A 23,937-nucleotide genomic window follows, 5' to 3' on the forward strand; every position below is an offset into this window, starting at 1 on the left:
TATTTTTTATCTGAATATGATGTCTACTGGAAAATAATATGCATACCAATGTCAATGTTAAAATTGTCTGGTTAACCGCTATTGAAGGAGGAAGACAATCACCCCCTCCTTTAGCTGGCTTTTATTATCCAACGACCCAATTGCCTAATGAACCCAATAGTTGGAGTCTTGCAATTGAAATTACTGATACAAAACAAGCGTCTGAACATTGGATAAGTGAAGGCTATATGCGGTTTTTAGTTGAGCATGCCCCTCATCACTTATTAGACGAATTAGAAAAATTTGAAATTTATGAAGGGCATAAAAAAGTGGCAGATGTTCTTATTCAATTTAAATAATCACTTTCTATACGACTTTTCTTAAGCAAATAAAAAACGGGCTTTGTCTAATTACAAAGCCCGCCAATAAAATTTAAAACAATAATGTTAGATTAATTCAATACAATAAAAATTAACCTAAAGTACTTGGTACTAAAATCTCAGTAGCAACAATAACAATCACTAATCCCACCAATACAGGAACAGAAACACGTTTCATCACTTCGAAAGGTGAAATTTTTGCCATACCCGATACCGCAACCACAACACCAGAAACCGGCGATAATGTACGACCTAAGTTTGAAGCTTGTAACATAGGAATAGTTAAATAAGCGGGGTTAACACCCATATTGCTTGCTAAACGAGGAATTAATTCAACGAATGCATAGAATGGCGCGTTACCAGAGCCGGTGGTCATTGCCGCTAACATGGTAATTAAGACCAGCGCAATCATCATCACAATCGCACCTGAACCTAATGACTGAGCACCTTCAATTAACGCATTGATAAAGCCAACGGTTGTTAAACCTTGAGCAAATACCCCTGCTGCGACTAATAACATAACAACTTGAGCAAATGCATCTGCCATACCGCGATAAGCAACTTCTAAACCTTCAAACACTTGTTTTGCACTAAAGCTACGAATAAATTCGATAACAGCCGCTAAAATCATGCAGATAATAATAATGGCAACAATATGAAGTTCTGGTAACCATTTACCATCAAAAACGAGAACACCGATAATTGGTGTGAAAGGCAAAATTGCATAGAAACTTGGTGCGTGAGTTTTGATCTCATTCACGTCTAACATTTCTGTTTCGATATGCTCTTTACGGTCAAGATAGCGCTGCCAGAAAAAGTGAGCGATACACATACCAATAATTGCAGCAATAGAGATAGGCAATGTGGTTTTAAATGCGAAATCAATCAGCGGCATTTGAGACGCTTCAGCGGCTAAAATAACATCACCTGATGTTGGTGCTAAAATAATCGAAGCGGGTGATGCACAGATTGCAGCGGCTGCTCCGCGGCTAATTCCCATATTCACCATAACAGGGAATAACGTTGCCATTAATAACACACCTAAACCTGTTGCTGATGAAACAGCCAGTGACATCAAACATGCAACAATGTAGGCAGCCACCATTAGCAGATAAGGCGAGTTAATCATTTTCAGAGGACGTGATGCCAATTTCACAACAACATCATTAGCACCGATGTGTGTCATATAAGAAGCAAAGCCACAAAGTATCATGATCATCATACCTAAATCGCCACCACGGCTCATTAGTAGATTTTTCACATACTCAACAATATCGATTAAGCCATAACCTGTTGCGGTTGCGCTTGCAGGTAAAACAGCTCTTCCCATAATAACGCTGATGATCAGTAATAACAGACCCCCCGTCATTAAGACACCCGTTGGTGAATAGCCTTTTACAATATAACGTCCAACACCTACAGCAACGAAGGCGCCGATAAGAATTTCGATCATGTATTTATCCTGTCTAAAGTAGTCATTTATAAAATGAAGTTTTTTATTTTTATCATCATTTTTGCGTTTAGTGCGATTGACACACTCTGCCCAAAGGCAACGTTGCAGTGTATGACATATATCAAAAAAAACGACTATTTTTTTATATATACATAGCACGAATGCTTACTTTTCATTCAAAATATAAATTAAATGATAGATATAAAGCAAAAAGCACACAATTATCAAAATAGTGTGCTTTTATTAACAATGTGATGAAGTTAAAAATTGTGGAATTAAATTTTCTTTAATAGCTGATTAAGTGCTTTTACTTCCGGGCTTTCAGCATCTTGTTTATTTAGCCAATTATCGATAGCTTGCTTAGCTTTTTGCTGTAATTGATCGCGTAATAATTTTTCAATATTAAGTTCATATTGAATAGCATTCCAATCACCATAGAGCCTTAATGGAATTTCAACTTTAGCCAATTGACGGATAAATTCGTTTTCTTTACCCCAGCCTTTTTTGATATTAACCAGTAACATCACATCAAGATCATGGCGCTGAAGATCCACTTTGCCCTGCCCTTTAATTTGATAAGCCTCTGCTTGTGCATCGAGCGAATTAACGGTTACTTTCCCTTTTGGCGCTAACTTAAATTGGGCAATCACATTATCGGCTTGGGTATAACTTTCGACATCTTCAGGGTAAATGACTTTATCCGTCGCTTGAGCGACAGATTGCTGAATAACTTGTGGTACATTTAAGCCCTGCATTTTAAATTGAGTAACAGAGGTATTAAGCGTACCTTGCCAATAATGATAAAAAGCTTTTCGATTATACCCCGTACCTTCTAAATTCCCTTTTGCTGAAATGAGTCCACTGAAATTTTCAGGCTGATTAAAGACACGCAATAGTGGCTGTAATGGAATATTGTTCATTGTGATATCCATGCTGATATGCGCTGGCACAATGCTTGTCGAGATAACCGTTGGCAGTGAAAAATCACCTTGTTGGATTTGCCCCGTTAAGGTTTGAATATTCAGTGAATTAGGGTTATTCAGAGCATCAATTTTAAAATTGTTAATCTCCAAATCTTTATAAAGAAGCTTATTCAGTGCTAATTTCAATGTAAATTCAATATTACTCCAATGTGTTAAATCATATTCTTTACTTTCAACAGTGACTGAAGTAATAACCGGTTTTGCCATAATGGTGGCATTGGGTGCCGGCGCGGCATGCGCTGTATTAAATAATGAGAATGAGGGTGACGTGTTATTATCTTTGGGTGTCAATAATGCAGTTTCAGCCGTTTTAGTCGCAGCTAACTCTGGTAACAACGTATTTAAATTTAATTGTTCACCTTTTAAATCAACTTGATAACGAGTCGTAGCTGCAAATTCTGCACTAATATTACCCTGTAATTGGCTAGCATTAGCAGTGAGATTTAAGTTATCAAGTGAAATTTTTCTCACACTCTCATTTTGGATCGTAAAATCTGAAGTTAAACTTCCTGCGATTCCATTATCAGGTATCCCGACACCTGATAAAGCGTAATCTAATTGCGTAATATTCCCTGTAACTTGGTAAGGATAGCGGTTCATGTCCGCATCAGCGGCAATATTTAGCGTTATCTCACGACGATCACGATTCACTTTCGTGCTCATCTCAAGACTAACTTGTTTTTTCTCGTCTGTTTTTAACGATAAATTAATATCACGTAAATTAAGCTGTTCGCCGTCTTTCATTTGCCAAATAATTAAGCTATCTGAAATTTTTACTTTGGCGATATTCAGCTGCCAATTATTGGCTCTAGGTTCAATAACTGGGTGAGAGATATCTCGAGGAGTCGCAGGTGGTGATATTTTAGGAATGGCTTTGCTTTCAGGTGTTTGGCGAACGACGGCACCTTTAAGCATAACTTCTTTTACTTCAAGTTGATGAGAAAGTAGCGGTAATAATTCAACATCAAGACGCATATTATCGGCTGTAATTAAAGGCATTTCAGCACCCGGTGCTGTCAATGACATTTTACCACTGATAATGCTTAACTTTGGCCACACATGCCAACGCATATCATCTTGTAATGTGAGTTTATAACCGCTTTGTTTTTCGACCCTTTCAACAAGGTAACCACGGAAATCATTTGGGTTAATGAGTAAAACTAACGCTGTTAAGCCTGCAAAAATAACCACAAGCAAAATAGCCAGTGTTGTCAAAAACCTTTTCATATAATTACCCGCTTAGTGAACATGATAATGATGATTATAAAGATAGTTAATCTTCACTAATCCGACTACCGACTGCACCTTGTTGATTTTTATATTTTGCATCTTGACGACGGTTATAAGGTCTATCAGCAGAACCCGACATAGGTTCAAAGCTTAATGCACCAATAACCATACCCGGTCTTAATGCAAGAGGAAGTTTACCTGAATTAAAAAATTCTAATACGATTTGTCCATGCCAGCCGGGATCAATACGATGAGCAGTAACATGTACCATTAGACCTAAACGGGCTAATGATGAACGTCCATCTAACCATCCAACAACATTATCAGGCAAAGTGACTGACTCAAGTGTCACGGCTAATGCCAATTCACCCGGGTGCAAGAAAAAGGCTTCACCTTCAGGTAAAACAATTTCATCACTCATTACACGCTCTAGCGCAGCATTAACTTCAGCTTTCGGGCCACTCAAATCAATATAAGCAGCAGTATGACCTTGGAAAACACGAAATTGATTTCCTAAGCAAACATCTGCTGTTGCGCCGTTAATTCGCTCGACGGGCGGGCGGGGTTCAATGACTAATTTGCCTTCATCCAGCCACTGAATAATATCACGGTCGCATAATCGCATTTTATTTCCTTCTTCAAGTTAAACAGGCAGTTTCATCATGCATGAAAGCTGCCCACAAATGAACCTATTATTCGCAGAACTGCCCAATTTTTGCTTTCAGAATATCAATCGCAACGCGGTTTTTACCCCCTCTAGGGACAATAATATCGGCATATTGTTTAGAAGGTTCAATAAACTGGAAGAACATAGGACGAACGGTTTTATTATATTGTTCAATGACTGAGTCTAAGCTACGTCCACGTTCATTCACATCACGTTTAATTCTGCGCATTAAGCAAATATCTAATGGCGTATCAACAAAGATCGAGAAATCCATCTCTTCACGCAGGCGTTTATCTGTTAATAACAAGATGCCTTCAATGATAATAACTTTTTTAGGTTGAAAAGGAATGGATTCTGCTTTACGAGTGTGAGCAACGTAGTCGTATTGAGGGAGTTCGATGGTTTTTCCTGCTTTTAGTTCACACAAATGCTGATATAAGAGTGCGTGATCCATCGAATTTGGGTGGTCATAATTGACCTTATATCGTTCTTCCATCGTTAAATCACTTTGGTCACGATAATAACAATCTTCTGGTATCACCCCGATATTATGATCACCTACTTGCGCTCTTAATTCGCGGTAAAGTGTACTTGCAATCAGACTTTTACCCGAAGCAGAGGCTCCAGCGATACCTACAATTGTGCACTGATGTGCTGTGTCAGCCATAATCAAAAACCTGGTTTGAAATAAAAAGAGGGATAACGTAATAATATGTAAATATTACGCTAGCGCAGATTATAGTTTTGAAATCACTCTGGTTCCAGCGTAAAACCAGAAATCTATTTGTTTTTTATCAAAAACAGTCGGAAATCGCATGTAAAAAATGGAAAGCCAAGGGGCTCTCCATTTAAATCAGCAAATAACTCAACCTATTATTCTGCTGTAATTACACTGCGCGGAAAGAAATTTCCGTTGGAATGGCATCACCATCCCAATACATTTGAGCAGATACGGTTGACGCGATCTCGCGATAAATATCAGCAAATTCACCTTCAGGATCACGCATCACTGTTGGTTGCCCACGGTCTAAGTCTTCACGTAAAGAGATATGAAGAGGAACTTGACCTAATAATTGGCAATGATACTTCTCTGCTAATTTCGCTGCACCACCAGTACCAAAAATAGGTTCAAGGTGACCACAGTTACTACAAATATGTGCGCTCATGTTTTCAATAATACCTAATACAGGCACATTGACTTTCTTAAACATGACGATCCCTTTCATTGCATCCACCAGCGCGATATCTTGTGGTGTTGTTACCACAACCGCAGCGGTTACAGGGATATTTTGAGATAAGGTTAATTGGATATCACCTGTTCCCGGTGGCATATCGATAACCAGATAATCCAAATCAGGCCACAGCGTATCTTGAAGCATTTGCATTAATGCTTTGCTTGCCATCGGACCACGCCATACCATGGCATTATCATCAGTGACTAAATAACCGATAGAATTAGACGCTAAACCATAAGCCATAATCGGCGCCATATGTTGTCCATCAGGAGACGTTGGACGCTCCATTGTGGTACCCAACATATTTGGAATAGACGGTCCGTAAATATCAGCATCAAGAATACCAACTTTAGCGCCTTCTTGAGCAAGGGCTAATGCAAGGTTAACAGCTGTACTTGATTTACCCACGCCACCTTTACCAGAGCTCACAGCAAGAATATTACGCACACCATTAACGCCCGGCAGATCATTTGCACGACGTAAGGTTGAAATATTGTGCTTGAGTTTCCATTCGATAGCTTTTGCACCAGTGATATTACGAAGTTCCGCTGTTTTTTCTTCGATTAGGACTTGGAAAGGTTTTTTCCAAACAAACGGCATCACTAATTCGATATGAAGAACATCATCAATCATCGCGCATTGATGTAATGCTTTTAGAGAAAGCAGATTACGTTTCAATGTCGGGTGTTCAAAAGTAGACAAGACACCTGAAACTTTTTCATTCAGAATCTCAGGGGTGGTCTGCTCGGGGGATTTATCACTCATCCCGGCTCCTCTCGTTTTCATTATTTATTAAATATATGAGTGCATCTATCATATCAGATAGTAGATGACTACGATAATGCCTTACCTCAATTTGCCAACTGAAATTTCTCTTGCAAAAACTCGATTATTGCCCTAGCGACATCATGACGGATCGGTTAACATCAAAGTCCCTTTTTTAATTTTATGGAAGTAAGATCCTTACTATGTCTCACGTCGCGAATAAATTATTGGTAACCTGCGCGTTACCTTATGCTAACGGTTCAATTCATCTCGGTCATATCCTTGAGCACATTCAGGCAGATATCTGGGTCCGTTATCAACGAATGCGCGGCAAAGAAGTTCATTTCATCTGCGCTGACGATGCTCACGGCACCCCCATTATGCTAAAAGCGCAACAACTGGGTATTACACCAGAAGCTATGATTGAAGAAATGAGCAAAGAGCATCAGCAGGATTTTGCTGGCTTTAATATCAGTTACGACAATTATCACTCTACACACAGTGAAGAGAGTCGCCAACTATCGACTAAAATTTATCTTGCACTGAAAAAAAATGGTCATATCAAAAGCAAAACGATTTCTCAGCTTTATGATGAAGAAAAAGGCATGTTTTTGCCTGACCGCTTTGTAAAAGGCACTTGTCCTAAATGTAAAGCGCAAGACCAATATGGTGATAACTGTGAAGTTTGTGGCTCAACTTACAGCCCAACCGAATTAATTAATCCACGCTCTGTTGTATCAGGTTCAACACCTGTTATGCGTGAAACGGAACACTACTTCTTCGACTTACCTGCTTTTAGCAACATGTTACAAGAGTGGATACGCTCTGGCGCGCTACAAGAGCAAGTGGCAAATAAAATGCAAGAGTGGTTCGACAGCGGTTTACAACAGTGGGATATCACTCGTGACGCACCTTATTTTGGGTTTGAAATCCCAGATGCACCAGGTAAATATTTCTATGTATGGTTAGATGCCCCCATCGGCTACATGAGTTCATTCTTAAACTTGTGTGAAAAACGCGGCGATTTAAGTTTTGATGAGTTCTGGAATAAAGACAGCAAAGCAGACCTTTATCACTTTATTGGTAAAGATATCGTCTATTTCCACAGCTTATTCTGGCCTGCAATGTTAGAAGGTAGCGAATATCGCAAACCAACCAACCTGTTTGTTCACGGCTATGTCACTGTCAATGGCGCGAAGATGTCAAAATCTCGTGGCACCTTTATTACAGCGCGCGCTTATCTTGACCATTTTGATGCTGATTGCCTACGTTATTACTATGCAGCAAAACTTTCATCACGCATTGACGATATTGACCTAAACTTAGAAGACTTTGTTCAACGTGTTAATAGCGACATTGTCAATAAAGTCGTTAACCTTGCCTCTCGTACAGCCGGTTTTATCAGCAAACGTTTCGATGGCAAATTAGCAAATACTTTAGATGATGCTAAGCTTTATCAGCACTTTGTTGATATGAAAGACACTATCGCACAGTCATTTGAAAATCGTGAATTTGGTAAAGCTATTCGTGAAATTATGGCATTAACTGATGAAGCTAACCGTTATATTGATGAAAAAGCGCCTTGGGTTGTGGCTAAACAAGAAGGTCAAGATGCTCAGTTACAAGCAATCTGTACGATGGGAATTAACTTATTCCGCGTGCTGATGACTTATCTAAAACCTGTATTACCTTCACTGACAGAGCGTTCAGAAGCCTTTTTACAAAACCAACTAACATGGGATGCACTTGAGCAGCCCCTGTTAGGACAAGAAATCACTAAATTCAAAGCATTGTTTAACCGCATTGAAATGGATAAAGCCAATGCCATGGTTGAAGCATCAAAAAGCACCATTGCACCAGTGAAAGAAGTAACTGGTCCATTAGCTGATGATCCCATTCAAGAAACCATCAAATTTGATGATTTTGCGAAAATCGATATGCGTATCGCTGAAATTAAGCAAGCTGATTTTGTTGAAGGCTCAGATAAACTGCTGAAATTAATTTTAGATTTAGGTGGTGAAACTCGCCAAGTATTCTCAGGTATTCGTACTGCATACCCTGATCCTAAAGTGTTAGAAGGTCGCTTAACAGTAATGGTGGCAAACTTAGCACCTCGTAAAATGCGTTTTGGTATTTCAGAAGGCATGGTAATGGCAGCAGGCCCTGGCGATAAAGATATCTTCTTACTCAGCCCAGATTCTGGTGCAAAACCGGGTCAGCAAGTGAAATAACAACCAAGATTCATTTGCCAAGTAAATAAGTGGCGGGGTTCTATTAGGACCCCGCTTTTTTTTATTGTGATCCATAGCACACTTTCAAAATCGGTGTATGATAATTCTGTTAGTTGATTTGGGACACTTACTTATGAAATCTAAACGGGCACGATTGCAGATTACACTTTGGCACTATTTACGATCTTTTTTGGTACTTTATCTTTGTCTCTTTGCTGGTAATCTTATTTCAGCCCTACTCCCCTTCGCGGTTCCTGGCAGTATTGTTGGCTTACTGATCCTTTTTGGTTTACTTGCTTTCCAGCTTATCCCTTTGCGTTGGGTTAAACCCGGTGCCAATATCCTCTTAAAAAACATGTCATTACTCTTTATCCCTATCGGTGTTGGTGTAATGAACTATTATGATTTGTTAAGTCAGCAACTCTTCCCCATCGTTTTAGCCTGCGTCGTGAGTACTTTTGGTGTTATGGCACTCGTTGCATATTGCTCACACTACGTTCATCGTGAGCGCATCATCGTGGGTTCTAAACCAGACCAAGTTGAAGATATTGTTGAAACAAAAGAGAAAGACGACGATAAAGCGTTAAGTGAGAAGAAAAAATGTTAGCCGTATTAATGAATATTTGGTGGTCACTGCCTTTAAGTATTTTTATTTTTTACTTAGCCCGTAAGCTTGCAGCCCGATTTAAATTACCTATTTTAAATCCGCTATTAATTGCTATTGTGGTGATTATTCCTATTTTATTAATAACCAAAATACCATATGAAGATTATTTTGCAGGTAGTCGTATTTTAAATGACTTACTGCAGCCTGCCGTTGTCGCTTTAGCTATACCGCTTTATCAGCAATTACACCAAATTCGCGCACAGTGGAAATCATTAATCAGTATTTGCTTTATTGGGAGTATTGCTGCAATGGTCAGTGGGACAGCCATTGCATTATGGGCAGGCGCAACACCTGAAATCGCCGCATCAATTTTACCTAAATCAGTGACAACGCCGATTGCAATGGCTGTTGCTGATTCTATTGGGGGCATTCCTGCAATCAGTGCGGCATGTGTTATTGCTGTGGGTATTTTAGGGGCTATTTTTGGTCATTCGTTATTTAAAATATTACGTATTCCTACCCATGCTTCTCGTGGTTTAGCAATGGGTACTGTCTCTCACGCCGTAGGAACCGCCAGAGCTGCAGAAATCGATTATATTGAAGGGGCTTACAGTTCATTGGCATTAATGACATGCGGGATCATTACTTCCCTTACTGCACCCTTTATCTTCCCTATTATTCTGCATCTTTATAGTTAGTCTCTTTCTTACTGCCCCATTCTTAAATCCCCGATTTAATTAAATTAATTTCGGGGATTTTTACTATAAATTTGAGATACATCTCTCAATTAATGAATTTGTTGCAATTGTTTCATTGAAAACATGATTTTTATCACATATAAGAGTGAGTAAAGATGCCTAGAATCTTACAATACAGAAAGATTAATGGGAGACTCATGTATGCATACTCGTTTTCAGGCAGTTTGGTCAGATTTATCCCCTCAGTTGCAACAAGCACTTGCTCCTTATCTTGAGCAGGATGAATTCCCTGCAATGTTTACGGCAGAGCAGGTCAATGCCATAAAAACTCAGTTACAATGTAATGATGATGCCTTAGCCCTCGCACTTTTACCGGTTGCTGCTGCTTGTGCTGTTGCACCCATCTCTAATTTTAAAGTCGGTGCGGTTGCGCGTGGTGAGAGTGGTAATCTCTACTTCGGTGCCAATATGGAATTTGCTGGCGCTCCACTACAACAAACTGTTCACGCTGAACAAAGTGCTGTCACTCATGCTTGGTTACGTGGTGAATCTCGCTTAATTTCAGTCACCGTTAACTATACACCTTGTGGTCATTGTCGCCAGTTTATGAACGAATTGAACAGTGGCACCCAGATTCAAATTCAGTTACCAGGTAGAAAAATGGCAACATTGGGTGATTATTTACCTGATAGCTTTGGCCCGAAAGATCTTAATATCACCTCTTTGTTAATGGACAAAGTGGATCACGGTTACAAAATTGATAACCCTAGTGAGTTAGCACAACAGGCGCTACAAGCTGCGAATCGTAGCCACGCTCCTTATAGCGAGTCGCACAGTGGAATTGCTGTTCAAATGAAAAGTGGCAAAATTTTCCAAGGTAGCTACGCTGAAAATGCCGCATTTAATCCAAGTTTACCGCCATTACAAGCGGCATTAATTTTATTAAATATGGCTGGTGAACATGTGATGGATATTGAATCTGCTGTCTTAATTGAAAAAGCAGAGACAATTTTAACGCAATGGGATGCAACACAAGCCACATTAACGGCTTTAGGTTGTCGCCAGATGCAACGCATCACTTTGTAAAAAGTTTTAACTTATTCCTCTAAAAATCTCTCCTAAAAAAGCATCAGCATGTAAATTTTGCTGATGCTTACCAGAAAAAGTTGTAACAACTGTATCTATCTCTCATTTCTAAGCATAAAAATCATAAAAAAATAACATAAGCTGTACATATTTTTATTATTTTGTAGGATCTACAATTGTCATGTGACTAACTGCCTTACAAGAGTATTTTTCATGGAACTGGAACACGAAAGTAAACGCCCTCTCTACATCCCGTATGCAGGCCCAATCCTGCTTGAATTTCCCCTGTTAAATAAAGGTAGTGCTTTCAGCGAAGAAGAACGCAGCACCTTTAACTTACATGGTTTACTGCCTGAAGCAGTTGAAACCATCGAAGAGCAGGTTGAACGCGCTTATCGCCAATATCTTGATTTCAAAAACGATAACGATAAACATATTTACCTACGAAATATCCAAGATACCAATGAAACCCTGTTTTACCGTCTATTGGAATCTCACCTCACTGAAATGATGCCTATCATTTACACACCAACAGTCGGTGAAGCTTGTGAACATTTCTCTGATATTTATCGTCGTGCTCGCGGTTTATTTATCTCTTACCCTAACCGTGCCAATATCGACGATATGCTGCAAAACGCCACTAAACAAAACGTAAAAGTCATTGTTGTAACAGATGGCGAACGTATTCTTGGTTTAGGCGACCAAGGTATCGGTGGTATGGGTATTCCTATCGGTAAACTCTCTTTATATACTGCGTGTGGTGGTATTAGCCCAGCGTACACATTGCCTGTTGTACTTGATGTTGGTACTAACAACCCACAACGTTTAAACGATCCTCTGTATATGGGATGGCGTCATCCTCGCATTACAGGTGATGAATATAACGAGTTTGTTGATGAGTTTATCCAAGCGGTTAAACGTCGTTGGCCAAATGTTTTATTACAATTTGAAGATTTCGCACAAAAAAATGCGATGCCTTTATTAAACCGTTATCGTGATGAGCTATGTTGCTTTAATGATGATATCCAAGGTACAGCGTCGGTCACTTTAGGTAGCCTAATTGCAGCAAGTCGTGCTGCTGGTCGCCAATTAAAAGACCAAACGGTCACATTCTTAGGCGCAGGTTCTGCAGGGTGTGGTATTGCTGAGCAAATCATTGCCCAAATGAAATCTGAAGGTTTAAGTGATGAGCAAGCCCGTGAACGTATCTTTATGGTTGACCGCTTCGGCTTATTAACAGACAAACTGCCAAATTTACTTGATTTCCAAAGCAAACTTATCCAAAAAAGCGAAACTATTGCTGATTGGGAAACCGGAAGCGATGCGATTTCACTGTTAGAAGTGGTTAAGAATGCAAAACCAACTATTTTGATTGGTGTTTCAGGACAAGCAGGTTTATTCACTGAAGAAATTATTCGTGAAATGCACAAACACTGTGAACGCCCTATCGTAATGCCATTATCTAACCCAACGTCTCGTGTAGAGGCGCGTCCTGAAGACATTATCAACTGGACTGATGGACAAGCTTTAGTGGCAACAGGTAGTCCATTTGCCCCCGTTAAATACAAAGATAAAGAGTATCCTATTGCACAATGCAACAACTCTTATATCTTCCCAGGTATTGGGTTAGGTGTTATTGCCTGTGGTGCAAAACGTGTTACTGATGCCATGTTAATGGTGGCAAGCCGTGCATTAGCAGATTGTTCACCAATGGCAAAAGAGGGTGATGGTTCTCTGTTACCTTTACTGGCTGATATTCAACAAGTTTCGCGTTATATCGCAAAACAAGTTGCAAAAGAAGCACAAGTACAAGGCGTTGCGACTGTAACTTCTGATTCAGCATTAGAAGAAGCCATTGAACGTAACTATTGGTCACCAGAGTACCGTATTTACAAAAGAACCTCGTTCTAAGTCATTTGCAATACTAGGTACCATTCTGAAAAGCGCGTCATTACTTAATATGAGGCGCTTTTTTCTTGCTTCCCTATCCCTGCTCAAGTAGCCTTAAGTATTATGAAAGTCATTCGTTATTTGCGTCATTAAGGCAAGGACATGCTAAAACGCCTCATTTATCTCTTTCTCATACTTTTTATGCTACTTGCAGTCACCTTGATTGCCTGCGATCGCTGGATCGGGTGGAAAACCAACCCTTATATCTTTGAAGATGTCGACACATTACCCACGAAAAAAGTAGGCATGGTATTAGGCACCTCGAAGTATTATACCAACGGTTATATAAATCAGTTTTATCAATACCGCATCCAAGGTGCTGTTAATGCTTATAATAGTGGCAAAATTCAGTATTTATTACTCAGCGGCGATAATGCAAAACATAGCTATAATGAGCCGAATACAATGCGTAAAGATCTCATTAAAGCAGGTATTCCCGCCTCTCGTATTGTGATGGATTTTGCAGGCTTCAGAACACTTGATTCAGTCGTACGCACAAAAGAGGTATTTGGTACGGATGGCTTTACCATTATTACTCAGCGTTTTCACTGTGAACGCGCTGTTTTTATCGCATTAGAAAAAGGTATTGATGCACAATGCTTTGCGGTTGCCTCCCCAAAAAGCATGTTTAAAGTACGTGTACGCGAAATATTTGCCAGAGCAGGCGCAATGATTGATGTTTATATTCTAAACCGTGAACCCCGCTTTTTAGGACCTCCCGAAACGATCCCCGCAATACAATCTATTCCTGAAGGCATTAAAGGTTATCCTGCGGTTTCACCGGAGGAAGTCGAATCGCTTCCTCTGAATGAAAATAATCATGAAAAAACCTAAAAGAATTGCGCTAATTTCGAGGCTGATTTACGCCAAATCCACTCTATTGGCCCTTGTGGAAAATAACGTAACCAAATCACAGCAAAAGCAATATTGATTGCCCAAATGACAGCAACAAAAGGCATCAGTTCAGGTAACGTAAATTGATTAAATAGCCCCATACGCTGAAATAAATAAATACCGATAAGGCTTTGCATTAAATAGGTCGTTAACGCCATTTTGCCAACACAACGTAAAGCATAGGCAAAGTAAGAGTGTTGAATAATATTCCAACTCCAATAAAACAGCGCAATATACCCCAAACTTTGCATCACTTGGATCAACATGGTTAAAGGTTGTGCCCAAATAGCCGCCCAGCGGTAATCCCAATCAAGGTAATAATCCACCAGCACAATAACCGTTTGTAAGCTTAAGCTAATGGCAAGAAAATAAAGTGCCACACGACCATAATGAGCACGACTAAATTTCTGCTGCAACCAACCTGATGCCATTAGTGCAGAACCCATCAACATTGCACCGAACAAAAACCAACTGTATTGACGTACAAGATTAAAAACAAAAAGACTGAGCTCATTCAAACGATAATAAACACTATTTACATAAGGCCCTGTTTTCCAATCTGATTCAGCCAATTGAGAGTATGGCGTGCTATACCAAACGGTATCAATAAAATCACGATAATAGTAAAACAGCGCACCTAAAATAAGGGCGCCACTAAAATAGAGTATCGCGCCCAATATAAATTGGTGCTTTGTCGCTATTGATTTGATAAATGCAAAAACAAATAAACCACATACACTATAAGGAAATAAAATATCACCTTCCCAAATAAATAATGTGTGAATAACACCAATCAATGCCAACACAACGAGCCGCGATAAATTAAAGCGTGTTCCTTTGCCTAGCAGCAAATAAAGCGTACCACCAAATAGTAACGCAAAGATAAAGAGGAATTTTCCTTGAGCAAACAGATTTAATGCCATCCATGTTATACGATCACCAAAAGAGGCTTCTCCCGAATGTAATGGGTTAAATGAAGCCACTCTTAATAATGCAAAACCTGAAATATTGAGCAATAAGATGCCAAGGATCGCCATTCCTCTCAACGCATCGAGGGCTTCGATACGTTGATGAGACGATTCATTCATGTTTATTTTAAATCTCAAAGATGACGAACAGCACGCAAAAACTCCTGACGCGTATTTTGACTAGATTTAAATAACCCGCCTAATGAGGTTGTTGTTGTTGCGCTAGTTGCATCACGAATACCACGAGCTTTAACACAATAGTGAACCGCATCAATAGAAACAGCCACATTTTTTGTGCCTAATAACGTTTGTAATGCGATAAGAATTTGCTGTGTTAAGCGTTCTTGAACTTGAGGGCGTTGCGCAAAGAATTGCACAATTCGATTGATTTTAGATAACCCAATCACTTTATCTTTCGGGATATAAGCCACAATCGCTTTACCATCAATAGTGACAAAGTGATGTTCGCAAGTACTTGTTAATGTGATATCTCGCACTGTTACCATTTCATCAACTTGCATTTTGTTTTCAATTAGCGTGATTTTTGGGAAGTTGTGGTAATCCAGCCCTGAGAAAATTTCATCAACATACATTTTGGCGATACGACGAGGTGTTTCCGCTAAACTATCGTCGCTTAAATCTAGATTTAACAGCTTCATCACTTCTGTCATATGATGTTCAATTTGCTGTTTGCTCTCACTTGGAGAGAGTTTTGGTTCACGAAGAGGCGTTTCCAAACCGCGTTCGACTAACGCAGCATGCACCCATTGCGCCTCTTTACTTAATGATGACATTGGACTCTCCGATAAACACATGAATTAAGTAGCTGTTATCGCGCTTAGCAACAACAGCTTACACTTTAGATGACCTCAATCACATTATCCAGCAATACCGCATTTTTCGTTATGAAATTATTGCATTTTTGTTTGAACATTTTTTAGTTTACTGATGCTCTTTTTCTTTTAAGCACACCAGAAATCCCCCCATTATCAATACAATAAAAGCCACATAAAGTGCGGGTTCTAATTTTCCAGTCAATGCGGTTGAAAGTGAAGAAATAACAGGACCAACTAATTGCCCGATAGCATAAAAAGTGGTGAGTAAACCCGCCATATAACGCCCATGATCAGGTGCTAATTCTCTACCTCGTAAAAAAGCAAGTTGTACAGCGCACATAAGACCGCCACCAATTAAGAAAGCGCCAATCGCAAGCCCTGTTATTGTCGGTATCCACTCTGCAATCAAAATACCGAATGCTTGCAACCAAAGCGTAATAGCTAAGCGTAACTGTGTGTTTAATACATTGCGCGTTAAAATAGCGAACCCGATACATAATGCCGCAGAAGCACCAAAGATAGGCCAAACAAATTGTGCAATTAAACTACCTGGAAAGCGTTCAGCTGCCATTTGAGAAAGAAATGTTGCGGGTAAAATATAGCCAAATCCGGCAAAAGTATAACCCCAAATCAGCTTTTTCATCGCTGGCGTAAGCGTTAAAGGAGCAACGGTTACTGCTTCTCTACTCATTGTCCAAGGCTTTGGAAGATGATAACCCACATATATGGCACAAATAAAAGCAAGAGAACCATAAATTAACCATCCCGCCGTTGCACTCATTTGCCATTTCATAATTAGCACAGCAAGAATACCGCTAATAAATATACCGGCTCCCGTTCCTGCATAAACTGCCACACTTAGTGCCGGTCGATTAAGACGAGCCAGTAATTCATTAGCCCATGAAGCCACCAATACTAACGTCCAACCACTTGCCCAACCAATAAAAAAGCGTGCAATACTATGGGTAAATGCATCATTTAAAAAAGCAGACAATAGCGTAATTATCACCGCACCCCAAAGTCCCGCCCACAAGCGATAACCCACACCTTTAACGGCTTTCATCGCATCATAGGAGCCCGCAAGATAGCCAAGGTAATTAAATGCAGCAACAATACCCGCAGTAGTCAGCGTTAATTGGTGTTCTGCAATCATCAATGGCACTTGTGGTGTGAATGTAAATCGCCCTATTCCCATTGCAACCACTAAAGCAAGAAACCCACTAAAAGCAATATGAAAAGCGTGTGCTGAATGACTTTGGTGATTTGAAGTATTCATGGATATCCATTATTTTGTTTTATCATTTTAAATAAGCTGCTTATTAATAACAGAACAAGCAACATATTAACCTCAATCAGTTAACATTTTTGCAATAAGAAGTTTCATTTCTTTCTATTCACAAGATGATCTCTGACATGATGATGTTCATCGTGATAGATTAGTATCATGAAATAAAACAGAACATTTCGATAGATCTTGGAGTATATGATGAGTCAATGTCACGTTAGCGGTTTATTATCTCTTGATGAAGCGCTAGAAAAACTACTTGAAAAACCGCTGGCAATTACCAATACCCTTAACATTCCATTAAATAACGCCGCAGATTATATTCTAAGTGAAGATATTACATCTCCACTAAATGTTCCGCCTTTTGATAATTCGGCAATGGATGGTTACGGACTGCGTTACGCTGACTTAGAAGCTCAAACTCCACTTCCTATTGCAGGTAAATCGTTCGCTGGTATTCCTTTTGAGGGAGAACTCCCTGCTGGGCAATGTGTCCGCATTATGACAGGGGCAATGATCCCTGCGGGTGTTGATACCGTTATTATGCAAGAAGAAGCTGAAGTGACCGAACATGGTGTTCGTTTTTTACAGCCGGCAAAGAAAGGTCAAAACATTCGTCGTATTGGTGAAGATATTAAAGAAAACGACATTGTACTACCTGCTGGCACTAAACTCTCAACTGCGCAATTACCTTTAATTGCTTCTTTAGGTGTGGCAACAGTACAAGTTTATCGTCGTTTAAAAGTCGCTGTTTTCTCAACGGGTGATGAACTACAAACCATCGGTCAGCCATTAAAAGCGGGTCAAATTTATGATACCAACCGCTTTGCGGTTCGTTTAATGCTTGAAAAACTAGGATGTGAAGTTTTAGATTTAGGCGTTATTCCTGATTCACCAGAAAAACTGCGTGATACCTTTAAAAAAGCGGATCAAGAAGCCGATTTAGTGATCAGCAGTGGTGGTGTTTCTGTGGGTGAAGCCGATTACACCAAACAAATACTTGATGAAATTGGTGAAATTGGTTTTTGGAAATTAGCGATTAAACCGGGAAAACCTTTTGCCTTTGGTCGATTACATAACGCATGGTTCTGCGGTTTACCGGGTAATCCTGTATCAGCAACCGTAACATTCTATCAATTGGTTCAGCCTTTAATCGCACGTCTATCCGGATTTAGCCATTGGAAAGCACCACAACGTTTCCAAGCCATTGCCCAATCATCATTGAAAAAATCAGCAGGTCGTCTGGATTTTCAACGTGGTATTGCAAGTATTAATGCAGAAGGTGTATGGCAAGTCGATACTTCTGGGCATCAAGGCTCACACGTTTATAGCTCCTTTAGTGTTGCTAACTGCTTTATCGTTTTAGAGCGTGAACGCGGTAAAGTTGCCGCTGGCGAAACAGTGACTATCGAGTTATTTAATTCTCTATTAAAAAGTGAATAGCCGTATGAGTATTGAGTTAACGGATGAAGAAACGCTACGCTACAATCGCCAGATTGTATTAAGGGGCTTTGATTTTGATGGCCAAGAGGCGCTGAAAAGTGCCTCTGTATTGATTGTTGGCGCTGGTGGCTTAGGATGTAGTGCTTCTCAATATCTTACAGCCGCAGGGGTAGGAAAACTCACCTTATTAGATTTTGATACGGTTTCCCTTTCTAATCTTCAGCGCCAAATTCTTCACCGCGACACCACGATCGGTCAACCTAAAGTACTCTCTGCAAAGGCAACATTAGAAGCTATTAATCCTCATGTCACGATAGAAACCGTTGATGCGTTACTTGAAGATGAAGCTTTAGCGGAGCTGATTCATCGCCATAATATTGTTATGGATTGCACTGATAACGTGACAGTACGTGAACAACTTAATCGCCTCTGTTTTCATCAGAAAAAACCCCTTGTTTCGGGTGCAGCTATCCGGATGGAAGGTCAAATCAGTGTGTTCACCTATCAAGATGATGAGCCTTGCTATCGCTGTTTAAGTCATCTGTTTGGTGATAATGCGTTAAGTTGTGTTGAAGCTGGTATAATGGCGCCTGTAGTCGGTACAATTGGCACATTACAAGCAATTGAAGCCATTAAATTACTGACTGGCTACGGTGAAAACTTACAGGGTAAGGTATTGATGTTCGATGCAATGCGTATGCAATTTCGTGAATTCAAATTACCTAAAAATCCACATTGTGAAGTATGCTCTGCCAATTTACCGGACAATTAACCGCTGACTATCCTAGATAAGGTAGGTTTAATTTCTTTAAACTTACCTTACTTTCTCTCAAAATAGAGGTATTAATCTGTTTTTCAAGCATTTTAATCGCCTTCTAAGTCGTATTTTTCGTTAAGTCGATGTAACAAGCTTGTAGTATTCACTCTGATTTAATTCTACTATGACCGCCCGCGTCAAAACGCAACAGGATGTCCTATAAGCAAAATAATCATTTAAGCACGCATTCTACGTGCTAAAAAAGCAATACAAGGTAGAAGAATGATATTTCAAATTGCAGACACGCTCTATTACAACGGACTTATTTATACCGCTGATCATAATAACAATATCGTTGATGCCATCGCGATCAGACAAGGTGTAATTATTGCTTCAGGTAAAAAAGAGGCGTTATTTTCTTACTGTAATGAAAATACTGAACAAATTGATTTACAGGGAAGAATGGTCATGCCAGGCATTATTGATGCACATATGCATCCATTCTGGGGAGGCGCAACGTTAGCCGGGTGCCATCTTGATTATCAATCACTCTCTATCGATGATATTTTGTTGCGTATTCAGAACTACCTTGATGAAAACTTTATTGATAGCGATACCGAATGGTTAAAAGTCTCCGCATGGTATCGTGAAGGTATGCAACCTGAAGGCGTGCAGATGACACGTTATCACCTTGATACCTTAAATACGACTCGCCCTATTTTGCTCTTTTCTAGCGATTGTCATAGTGTTCTTGCTAATTCTCGCGCTTTAGCACTCTTAAATATCACGGCAGAAACGCCTGATCCACCTGATGGAAACATTGAACGTGATGGCGATAGAACGCCTATTGGTATTCTTGAAGATGCGCCAGCAATGCAAGCCATTGACAGCTTGCCGCCACTAACAGAAGCGCAAAATTTACAGATAGCTCGCCATGTTCAAAAATTATTAAATCAACAAGGCGTGACCACCATTATGGATGCTCGTGTGGGTGAGCCTCAATTACGTGCCTTTAATACATTAAGAAAAGCAGGCGAACTAACTCTTCGTATAGAGAATGCCGTTGAAATCACGCCAGATGATGTAGCATGTATTGATGATATTCCAAACGCGGTACACCATGCTGCCACTCGTTTTTCACAATGGCATCAAATCAGTAATGGAGCGCAACCTAGTGTTGCGATCCGCCATATCAAACTTTTCCTTGATGGTGTATTACAAGCACCGATTATGACCGCGCGTTTACACTCACCTTATCGTATTAATGTTGGCACTGATGAGACGCCACACTGGCAAGACTCTGAACATATTGGCGATCTCTATTTCTCACCGGACATTTTAACGCCATTAGTCACAGAAATTGCCCGTGCGGGTTATCACCCTCATATTCATACTGTTGCTGAAGGTGCAATTAGTACCGCACTTGATGCTATTAGTGTAATGCGTAAAGCCTTACCTGAAAAAGACATCAGACCGGGGCTTGCACATAATGAATTGATGTGTGAAAAAAATTATGCACGTTTCGCACAACTAAAAGCCTATCCATTTCTTTCATTTCAATGGGCAGCGGTTGATCAAAATAACCTCGAAAAAGAGATTGAAATGCTGGGTAAATCTCGCTGTGACTATTTAGAGACCGCGGGCAAATTTATTGATGCGGGCGTTACGGTGGCTTTTGGTAGCGATTGGCCAATTGATCCACTTAATGAATGGTACGATTTTAAAGTCGCGATGACTCGCCAAAAAGAGGCAACAAGTCCACGTCTTGATAATGATCGTAACCTTACATTAATTGAAGTCCTACGTGCAGCCACCATTAATGCCGCTGAGGCATTAGATATGGACAGACAAATTGGATCATTAGAAGTCGGAAAATTTGCCGATTTAATTATATTAGATAGGAATTTGTTTGAAATATCGGCTGAAGATGTTGAAAATGTCAGGGTATTGTGTACGATCATTGCGGGGAAACCCACAATTTAGCTGAATAATATAACTAATAAACCCGCCTTTAAAGCGGGTTTATTTTTATCTATGCACTTAATCCTATGAGCATTAACGTAAATTTAGTCTGCTATAAAGCAATAGCCATTACGGTGCTCACTTCTTTTAATCCTTCACGTTCGTAAAAACGTTTAGCCGCACCATTTTCAGCTAATACCGATAATTCAAGGTGTGTCATTTTCTCTGATTGAGCCCACTCTTTCATCGCAGTTAATAATAAACTGCCTACGCCTTGGCTACGAACAGAAGGGTCAACAACAATATCGTAAATATACGCGTATTTACGTTGAACCAAGCAGTTAAACATCGGTGTTTCTTGAATTTGCGCTATGCTGAATCCAACCACTTTACCGTCTAAATCTGCAACTAAAAGATGAAACTTATTATTTTTTATTCCATTAATAATAAAAGCTTCATCTTGCTTACCCGGCTTTAATCGATCGGGTTGTAAATTTGCCATTTCATTAAATAAATGGACATAAAGAGTATTAATTTCTTCTACATCAGACAAAATTGCTTTTCTTATTATTACCATTTTTTTACCTTTATTTGTTATAGGTTTTTACTGGCGGTGCAATATATGTTTCAAATTTATCTAATAATTGAATAGCACATTGTTCCACAATCGCCATATGGCGGTATTTTTCATGTAGGAACTGTTCATCCGCCATTTTATCAATCATCATCAAAAGCGGATCGTAAAATTGATTAATATTAAGTATGCCCAATGGTTTTTGATGTAAACCAATTTGGCTCCAGGTAAAGACTTCACTAAACTCCTCTAATGTACCGAAACCACCAGGTAATGCGACAAAACCATCCGCCAGTTCTATCATTTTACTTTTACGCTGATGCATAGTTTCAACAACATGCAGTTCCGTCAGATTTTTATGCGATATTTCACGCCCTTCTAATAGCGTAGGAATAACACCAATCACCTTTCCGCCTTCGGCTAATACAGTATCAGCGAGAGTGCCCATAATACCGACACTGGCACCACCATAAACTAAGGTAATATTACGTTTAACCAGCTCTTTGGCAAAAATAATTGCTTGTTCTTTATAAATAGGTGAAGCCCCTAAACTAGAACCACAATACACTGCGATAGATTTTATTTTACTCATTTTTTATTCTCTTTTAGCTAGTTAAAACGAGCTTGGAATTATACTGAAGGTGTTTTTAATAAAAAAGGTTAAAAAAAGTGTTTTTACACTTTTTATCGCATATCTATATTTAATCATTATTAACACTTATATTTAGAAGAATTTATTTTTATATTATTAAATATATATTAATTTATATTTTAGCTAACTTCACTCAACTAAATTAAAATAAAAATATTTATTAATGAATAGCTATATTAAAGCAGATGATTTTATTTTATATTAAGCGATCCTTTGTTATCTGCTAACAGAGAACACATACGATTGATTATTGATGAGGTTTTATAGGATGTTGTCAGCCAGACACTCAGCTAAATTACAGGTGTTTTACCCTGTGCTTCTTTTACTTCTTTCCATGCTTTCAATTCAAAGTGGCGCATCCCTTGCTAAAACCCTATTCCCTGTTATCGGAGCTCCTGCGGTAACAGCGTTACGTCTATTACTGGGTACATTGATCCTCTTTTTTATCTTTAAGCCATGGCGACTCAAATTTACTCGTGAATCGATTATGCCCTTGTTTCTATACGGCTTATCTTTAGGAGCGATGAATTACCTTTTCTACCTTGCACTAGAAACTATTCCGTTAGGTATTGCTGTTGCACTGGAATTTACAGGGCCTTTAGCGGTTGCAATGTTTTCATCACGTAGAGCCATTGACTTTTTATGGATAATTTTAGTGATTGCAGGTTTGGGTTTATTGCTCCCTATTGGTGATAATATCCATGATGGTCTTGACCCGCTTGGTATGCTTTATGCGTTAGGCGCAGGTGTCGGTTGGGCATTATATATTGTATTCGGACAACGTGCAGGAAAAGGCTATGGTGCCGCAACAGTCTCTGTTGGTTCATTAATTGCCGCATTTATTTTTGTGCCCATTGGTATGTTACAAAGTAGCCCAGATATTATGTTTAGCTGGTCTATTTTACCTATTGCTTTAGCTATTGCGATTTTATCGACCGCATTTCCTTATACCTTAGAAATGATTGCACTTACACGCCTACCTGCTAAAACATTTGGCACATTAATGAGTTTAGAACCTTGTATGGGTGCCTTTATTGGTATTATTTTCTTACATGAACATTTGACGCTAATTCAATGGGTTGCCTTAGTCTTTATTGTGTTAGCCTCTATTGGTTCAACAACAACAATGAAAAGTAAAACCAAAATTGAAGAGGTTAAATAATTATTTAACCGTATTTTCTTATAAAAAATAACGATTTATTTAAAAAGGATCTTATGATCCTTTTTACTTATTAAATAATAACTTTACTGACCTATCATTGCTATTTTACGTTCATTGCCTTACCCTAAATAGACTATTTC

The 23,937-nt window shown here is 39.3% G+C and carries 21 protein-coding genes; 11 read left to right on the forward strand and 10 right to left on the reverse strand.

The features are described from left to right. The first annotated feature begins 38 nt into the window (after window positions 1-38). Entirely contained in the window at window positions 39-338 is a 300-nt protein-coding gene (locus DK865_RS04750; RefSeq protein WP_109391354.1) for a hypothetical protein, read from the forward strand. 112 nt (window positions 339-450) lie between these two features. Here the strand turns inward: DK865_RS04750 and dcuC are convergent, their stop codons facing one another. From dcuC to apbC, 5 genes are all read right to left on the reverse strand, one after another. Beyond that, window positions 451-1,812, reverse strand: coding sequence for an anaerobic C4-dicarboxylate transporter DcuC (dcuC, locus tag DK865_RS04755; RefSeq protein ID WP_036912153.1), 1,362 nt, complete (start codon window positions 1,810-1,812; stop codon window positions 451-453). Between the two features lie 275 nt (window positions 1,813-2,087). Continuing rightward, entirely contained in the window at window positions 2,088-4,022 is a 1,935-nt protein-coding gene (gene asmA, locus DK865_RS04760) for an outer membrane assembly protein AsmA (RefSeq protein WP_109391355.1), read from the reverse strand. A 46-nt stretch (window positions 4,023-4,068) separates the two neighbouring features. Further along, on the reverse strand, window positions 4,069-4,650 hold the full coding sequence (gene dcd, locus DK865_RS04765; protein WP_006537532.1) for a dCTP deaminase: 582 nt from the start codon (window positions 4,648-4,650) through the stop codon (window positions 4,069-4,071). Between the two features lie 67 nt (window positions 4,651-4,717). Continuing rightward, window positions 4,718-5,359 carry a uridine kinase gene (gene udk / locus DK865_RS04770; protein ID WP_023581260.1) on the reverse strand — a complete coding sequence of 214 codons (642 nt, stop codon included), beginning with the start codon at window positions 5,357-5,359 and terminating at the stop codon, window positions 4,718-4,720. A gap of 220 nt (window positions 5,360-5,579) precedes the next feature. Next, a complete protein-coding gene (gene apbC / locus DK865_RS04775; RefSeq protein WP_036912151.1) occupies window positions 5,580-6,692 on the reverse strand; it encodes an iron-sulfur cluster carrier protein ApbC in 1,113 nt (370 codons plus the stop codon). Window positions 6,693-6,895: 203 nt separating this feature from the next. Between apbC and metG the strand changes: the two genes are divergently transcribed. From metG to sanA, 6 genes are all read left to right on the forward strand, one after another. Further along, window positions 6,896-8,923, forward strand: coding sequence for a methionine--tRNA ligase (gene metG / locus DK865_RS04780; RefSeq protein WP_109391356.1), 2,028 nt, complete (start codon window positions 6,896-6,898; stop codon window positions 8,921-8,923). Window positions 8,924-9,056: 133 nt separating this feature from the next. After that, entirely contained in the window at window positions 9,057-9,530 is a 474-nt protein-coding gene (locus DK865_RS04785) for a CidA/LrgA family protein (protein ID WP_036912149.1), read from the forward strand. Further along, window positions 9,524-10,228: a CidB/LrgB family autolysis modulator gene (locus DK865_RS04790; protein WP_109391357.1), complete on the forward strand. Its 705-nt coding sequence runs from the start codon at window positions 9,524-9,526 to the stop codon at window positions 10,226-10,228. Before DK865_RS04785 ends, DK865_RS04790 begins: the two co-directional genes overlap by 7 nt. A 201-nt stretch (window positions 10,229-10,429) precedes the next feature. Continuing rightward, window positions 10,430-11,314, forward strand: a complete 885-nt coding sequence (gene cdd, locus DK865_RS04795; protein ID WP_023581255.1) for a cytidine deaminase — start codon at window positions 10,430-10,432, stop codon at window positions 11,312-11,314. A 213-nt stretch (window positions 11,315-11,527) separates the two neighbouring features. After that, entirely contained in the window at window positions 11,528-13,225 is a 1,698-nt protein-coding gene (locus DK865_RS04800; RefSeq protein WP_023581254.1) for an NAD-dependent malic enzyme, read from the forward strand. 141 nt (window positions 13,226-13,366) lie between these two features. Then, complete coding sequence (sanA, locus tag DK865_RS04805; RefSeq protein ID WP_023581253.1) at window positions 13,367-14,098, forward strand: outer membrane permeability protein SanA; 732 nt, start codon at window positions 13,367-13,369, stop codon at window positions 14,096-14,098. Here the strand turns inward: sanA and yeiB are convergent. From yeiB to DK865_RS04820, 3 genes are all read right to left on the reverse strand, one after another. After that, entirely contained in the window at window positions 14,095-15,246 is a 1,152-nt protein-coding gene (gene yeiB / locus DK865_RS04810; RefSeq protein WP_023581252.1) for a DUF418 domain-containing protein YeiB, read from the reverse strand. The genes sanA and yeiB overlap by 4 nt on opposite strands. Before the next feature lie 14 nt (window positions 15,247-15,260). Further along, complete coding sequence (gene folE / locus DK865_RS04815; RefSeq protein WP_023581251.1) at window positions 15,261-15,920, reverse strand: GTP cyclohydrolase I FolE; 660 nt, start codon at window positions 15,918-15,920, stop codon at window positions 15,261-15,263. Window positions 15,921-16,068: 148 nt separating this feature from the next. Then, window positions 16,069-17,238, reverse strand: a complete 1,170-nt coding sequence (locus DK865_RS04820; protein WP_109391358.1) for a YbfB/YjiJ family MFS transporter — start codon at window positions 17,236-17,238, stop codon at window positions 16,069-16,071. A gap of 210 nt (window positions 17,239-17,448) precedes the next feature. Here DK865_RS04820 and moeA point away from each other — a divergent pair, with 210 nt between their 5' ends. From moeA to DK865_RS04835, 3 genes are all read left to right on the forward strand, one after another. Beyond that, window positions 17,449-18,690 carry a molybdopterin molybdotransferase MoeA gene (gene moeA, locus DK865_RS04825; protein WP_109391359.1) on the forward strand — a complete coding sequence of 414 codons (1,242 nt, stop codon included), beginning with the start codon at window positions 17,449-17,451 and terminating at the stop codon, window positions 18,688-18,690. Between the two features lie 4 nt (window positions 18,691-18,694). Continuing rightward, complete coding sequence (gene moeB, locus DK865_RS04830; protein ID WP_023581248.1) at window positions 18,695-19,462, forward strand: molybdopterin-synthase adenylyltransferase MoeB; 768 nt, start codon at window positions 18,695-18,697, stop codon at window positions 19,460-19,462. A gap of 267 nt (window positions 19,463-19,729) precedes the next feature. Then, window positions 19,730-21,430 carry an amidohydrolase gene (locus tag DK865_RS04835; protein ID WP_109391360.1) on the forward strand — a complete coding sequence of 567 codons (1,701 nt, stop codon included), beginning with the start codon at window positions 19,730-19,732 and terminating at the stop codon, window positions 21,428-21,430. Between the two features lie 91 nt (window positions 21,431-21,521). Here DK865_RS04835 and DK865_RS04840 read toward each other — a convergent pair whose 3' ends face one another. Then, window positions 21,522-21,986 carry a GNAT family N-acetyltransferase gene (locus DK865_RS04840; RefSeq protein ID WP_109391361.1) on the reverse strand — a complete coding sequence of 155 codons (465 nt, stop codon included), beginning with the start codon at window positions 21,984-21,986 and terminating at the stop codon, window positions 21,522-21,524. 10 nt (window positions 21,987-21,996) lie between these two features. Beyond that, window positions 21,997-22,575: an LOG family protein gene (locus DK865_RS04845; protein WP_023581245.1), complete on the reverse strand. Its 579-nt coding sequence runs from the start codon at window positions 22,573-22,575 to the stop codon at window positions 21,997-21,999. Between the two features lie 328 nt (window positions 22,576-22,903). Between DK865_RS04845 and rhtA the strand changes: the two genes are divergently transcribed. Continuing rightward, complete coding sequence (gene rhtA / locus DK865_RS04850; RefSeq protein WP_023581244.1) at window positions 22,904-23,797, forward strand: threonine/homoserine exporter RhtA; 894 nt, start codon at window positions 22,904-22,906, stop codon at window positions 23,795-23,797. Window positions 23,798-23,937: the final 140 nt, after the last annotated feature.

This window comes from Proteus cibi (assembly GCF_003144405.1).
Lineage (GTDB): Bacteria > Pseudomonadota > Gammaproteobacteria > Enterobacterales > Enterobacteriaceae > Proteus > Proteus cibi.

What these genes read in the sequence shown, in the direction of transcription:
- apbC (WP_036912151.1), bottom strand. Translation starts at nt 6,692, where the DNA reads ATGAGTGATAAATCCCCCGAGCAGACCACCCCTGAGATTCTGAATGAA.
- dcuC (WP_036912153.1), bottom strand. Translation starts at nt 1,812, where the DNA reads ATGATCGAAATTCTTATCGGCGCCTTCGTTGCTGTAGGTGTTGGACGT.
- dcd (WP_006537532.1), bottom strand. Translation starts at nt 4,650, where the DNA reads ATGCGATTATGCGACCGTGATATTATTCAGTGGCTGGATGAAGGCAAA.
- folE (WP_023581251.1), bottom strand. Translation starts at nt 15,920, where the DNA reads ATGTCATCATTAAGTAAAGAGGCGCAATGGGTGCATGCTGCGTTAGTC.
- metG (WP_109391356.1), top strand. Translation starts at nt 6,896, where the DNA reads ATGTCTCACGTCGCGAATAAATTATTGGTAACCTGCGCGTTACCTTAT.
- sanA (WP_023581253.1), top strand. Translation starts at nt 13,367, where the DNA reads ATGCTAAAACGCCTCATTTATCTCTTTCTCATACTTTTTATGCTACTT.
- moeA (WP_109391359.1), top strand. Translation starts at nt 17,449, where the DNA reads ATGAGTCAATGTCACGTTAGCGGTTTATTATCTCTTGATGAAGCGCTA.
- DK865_RS04750 (WP_109391354.1), top strand. Translation starts at nt 39, where the DNA reads ATGCATACCAATGTCAATGTTAAAATTGTCTGGTTAACCGCTATTGAA.
- DK865_RS04790 (WP_109391357.1), top strand. Translation starts at nt 9,524, where the DNA reads ATGTTAGCCGTATTAATGAATATTTGGTGGTCACTGCCTTTAAGTATT.
- DK865_RS04835 (WP_109391360.1), top strand. Translation starts at nt 19,730, where the DNA reads ATGATATTTCAAATTGCAGACACGCTCTATTACAACGGACTTATTTAT.
- DK865_RS04800 (WP_023581254.1), top strand. Translation starts at nt 11,528, where the DNA reads ATGGAACTGGAACACGAAAGTAAACGCCCTCTCTACATCCCGTATGCA.
- udk (WP_023581260.1), bottom strand. Translation starts at nt 5,359, where the DNA reads ATGGCTGACACAGCACATCAGTGCACAATTGTAGGTATCGCTGGAGCC.
- DK865_RS04820 (WP_109391358.1), bottom strand. Translation starts at nt 17,238, where the DNA reads ATGAATACTTCAAATCACCAAAGTCATTCAGCACACGCTTTTCATATT.
- DK865_RS04840 (WP_109391361.1), bottom strand. Translation starts at nt 21,986, where the DNA reads ATGGTAATAATAAGAAAAGCAATTTTGTCTGATGTAGAAGAAATTAAT.
- cdd (WP_023581255.1), top strand. Translation starts at nt 10,430, where the DNA reads ATGCATACTCGTTTTCAGGCAGTTTGGTCAGATTTATCCCCTCAGTTG.
- asmA (WP_109391355.1), bottom strand. Translation starts at nt 4,022, where the DNA reads ATGAAAAGGTTTTTGACAACACTGGCTATTTTGCTTGTGGTTATTTTT.
- moeB (WP_023581248.1), top strand. Translation starts at nt 18,695, where the DNA reads ATGAGTATTGAGTTAACGGATGAAGAAACGCTACGCTACAATCGCCAG.
- DK865_RS04845 (WP_023581245.1), bottom strand. Translation starts at nt 22,575, where the DNA reads ATGAGTAAAATAAAATCTATCGCAGTGTATTGTGGTTCTAGTTTAGGG.
- yeiB (WP_023581252.1), bottom strand. Translation starts at nt 15,246, where the DNA reads ATGAATGAATCGTCTCATCAACGTATCGAAGCCCTCGATGCGTTGAGA.
- rhtA (WP_023581244.1), top strand. Translation starts at nt 22,904, where the DNA reads ATGTTGTCAGCCAGACACTCAGCTAAATTACAGGTGTTTTACCCTGTG.
- DK865_RS04785 (WP_036912149.1), top strand. Translation starts at nt 9,057, where the DNA reads ATGAAATCTAAACGGGCACGATTGCAGATTACACTTTGGCACTATTTA.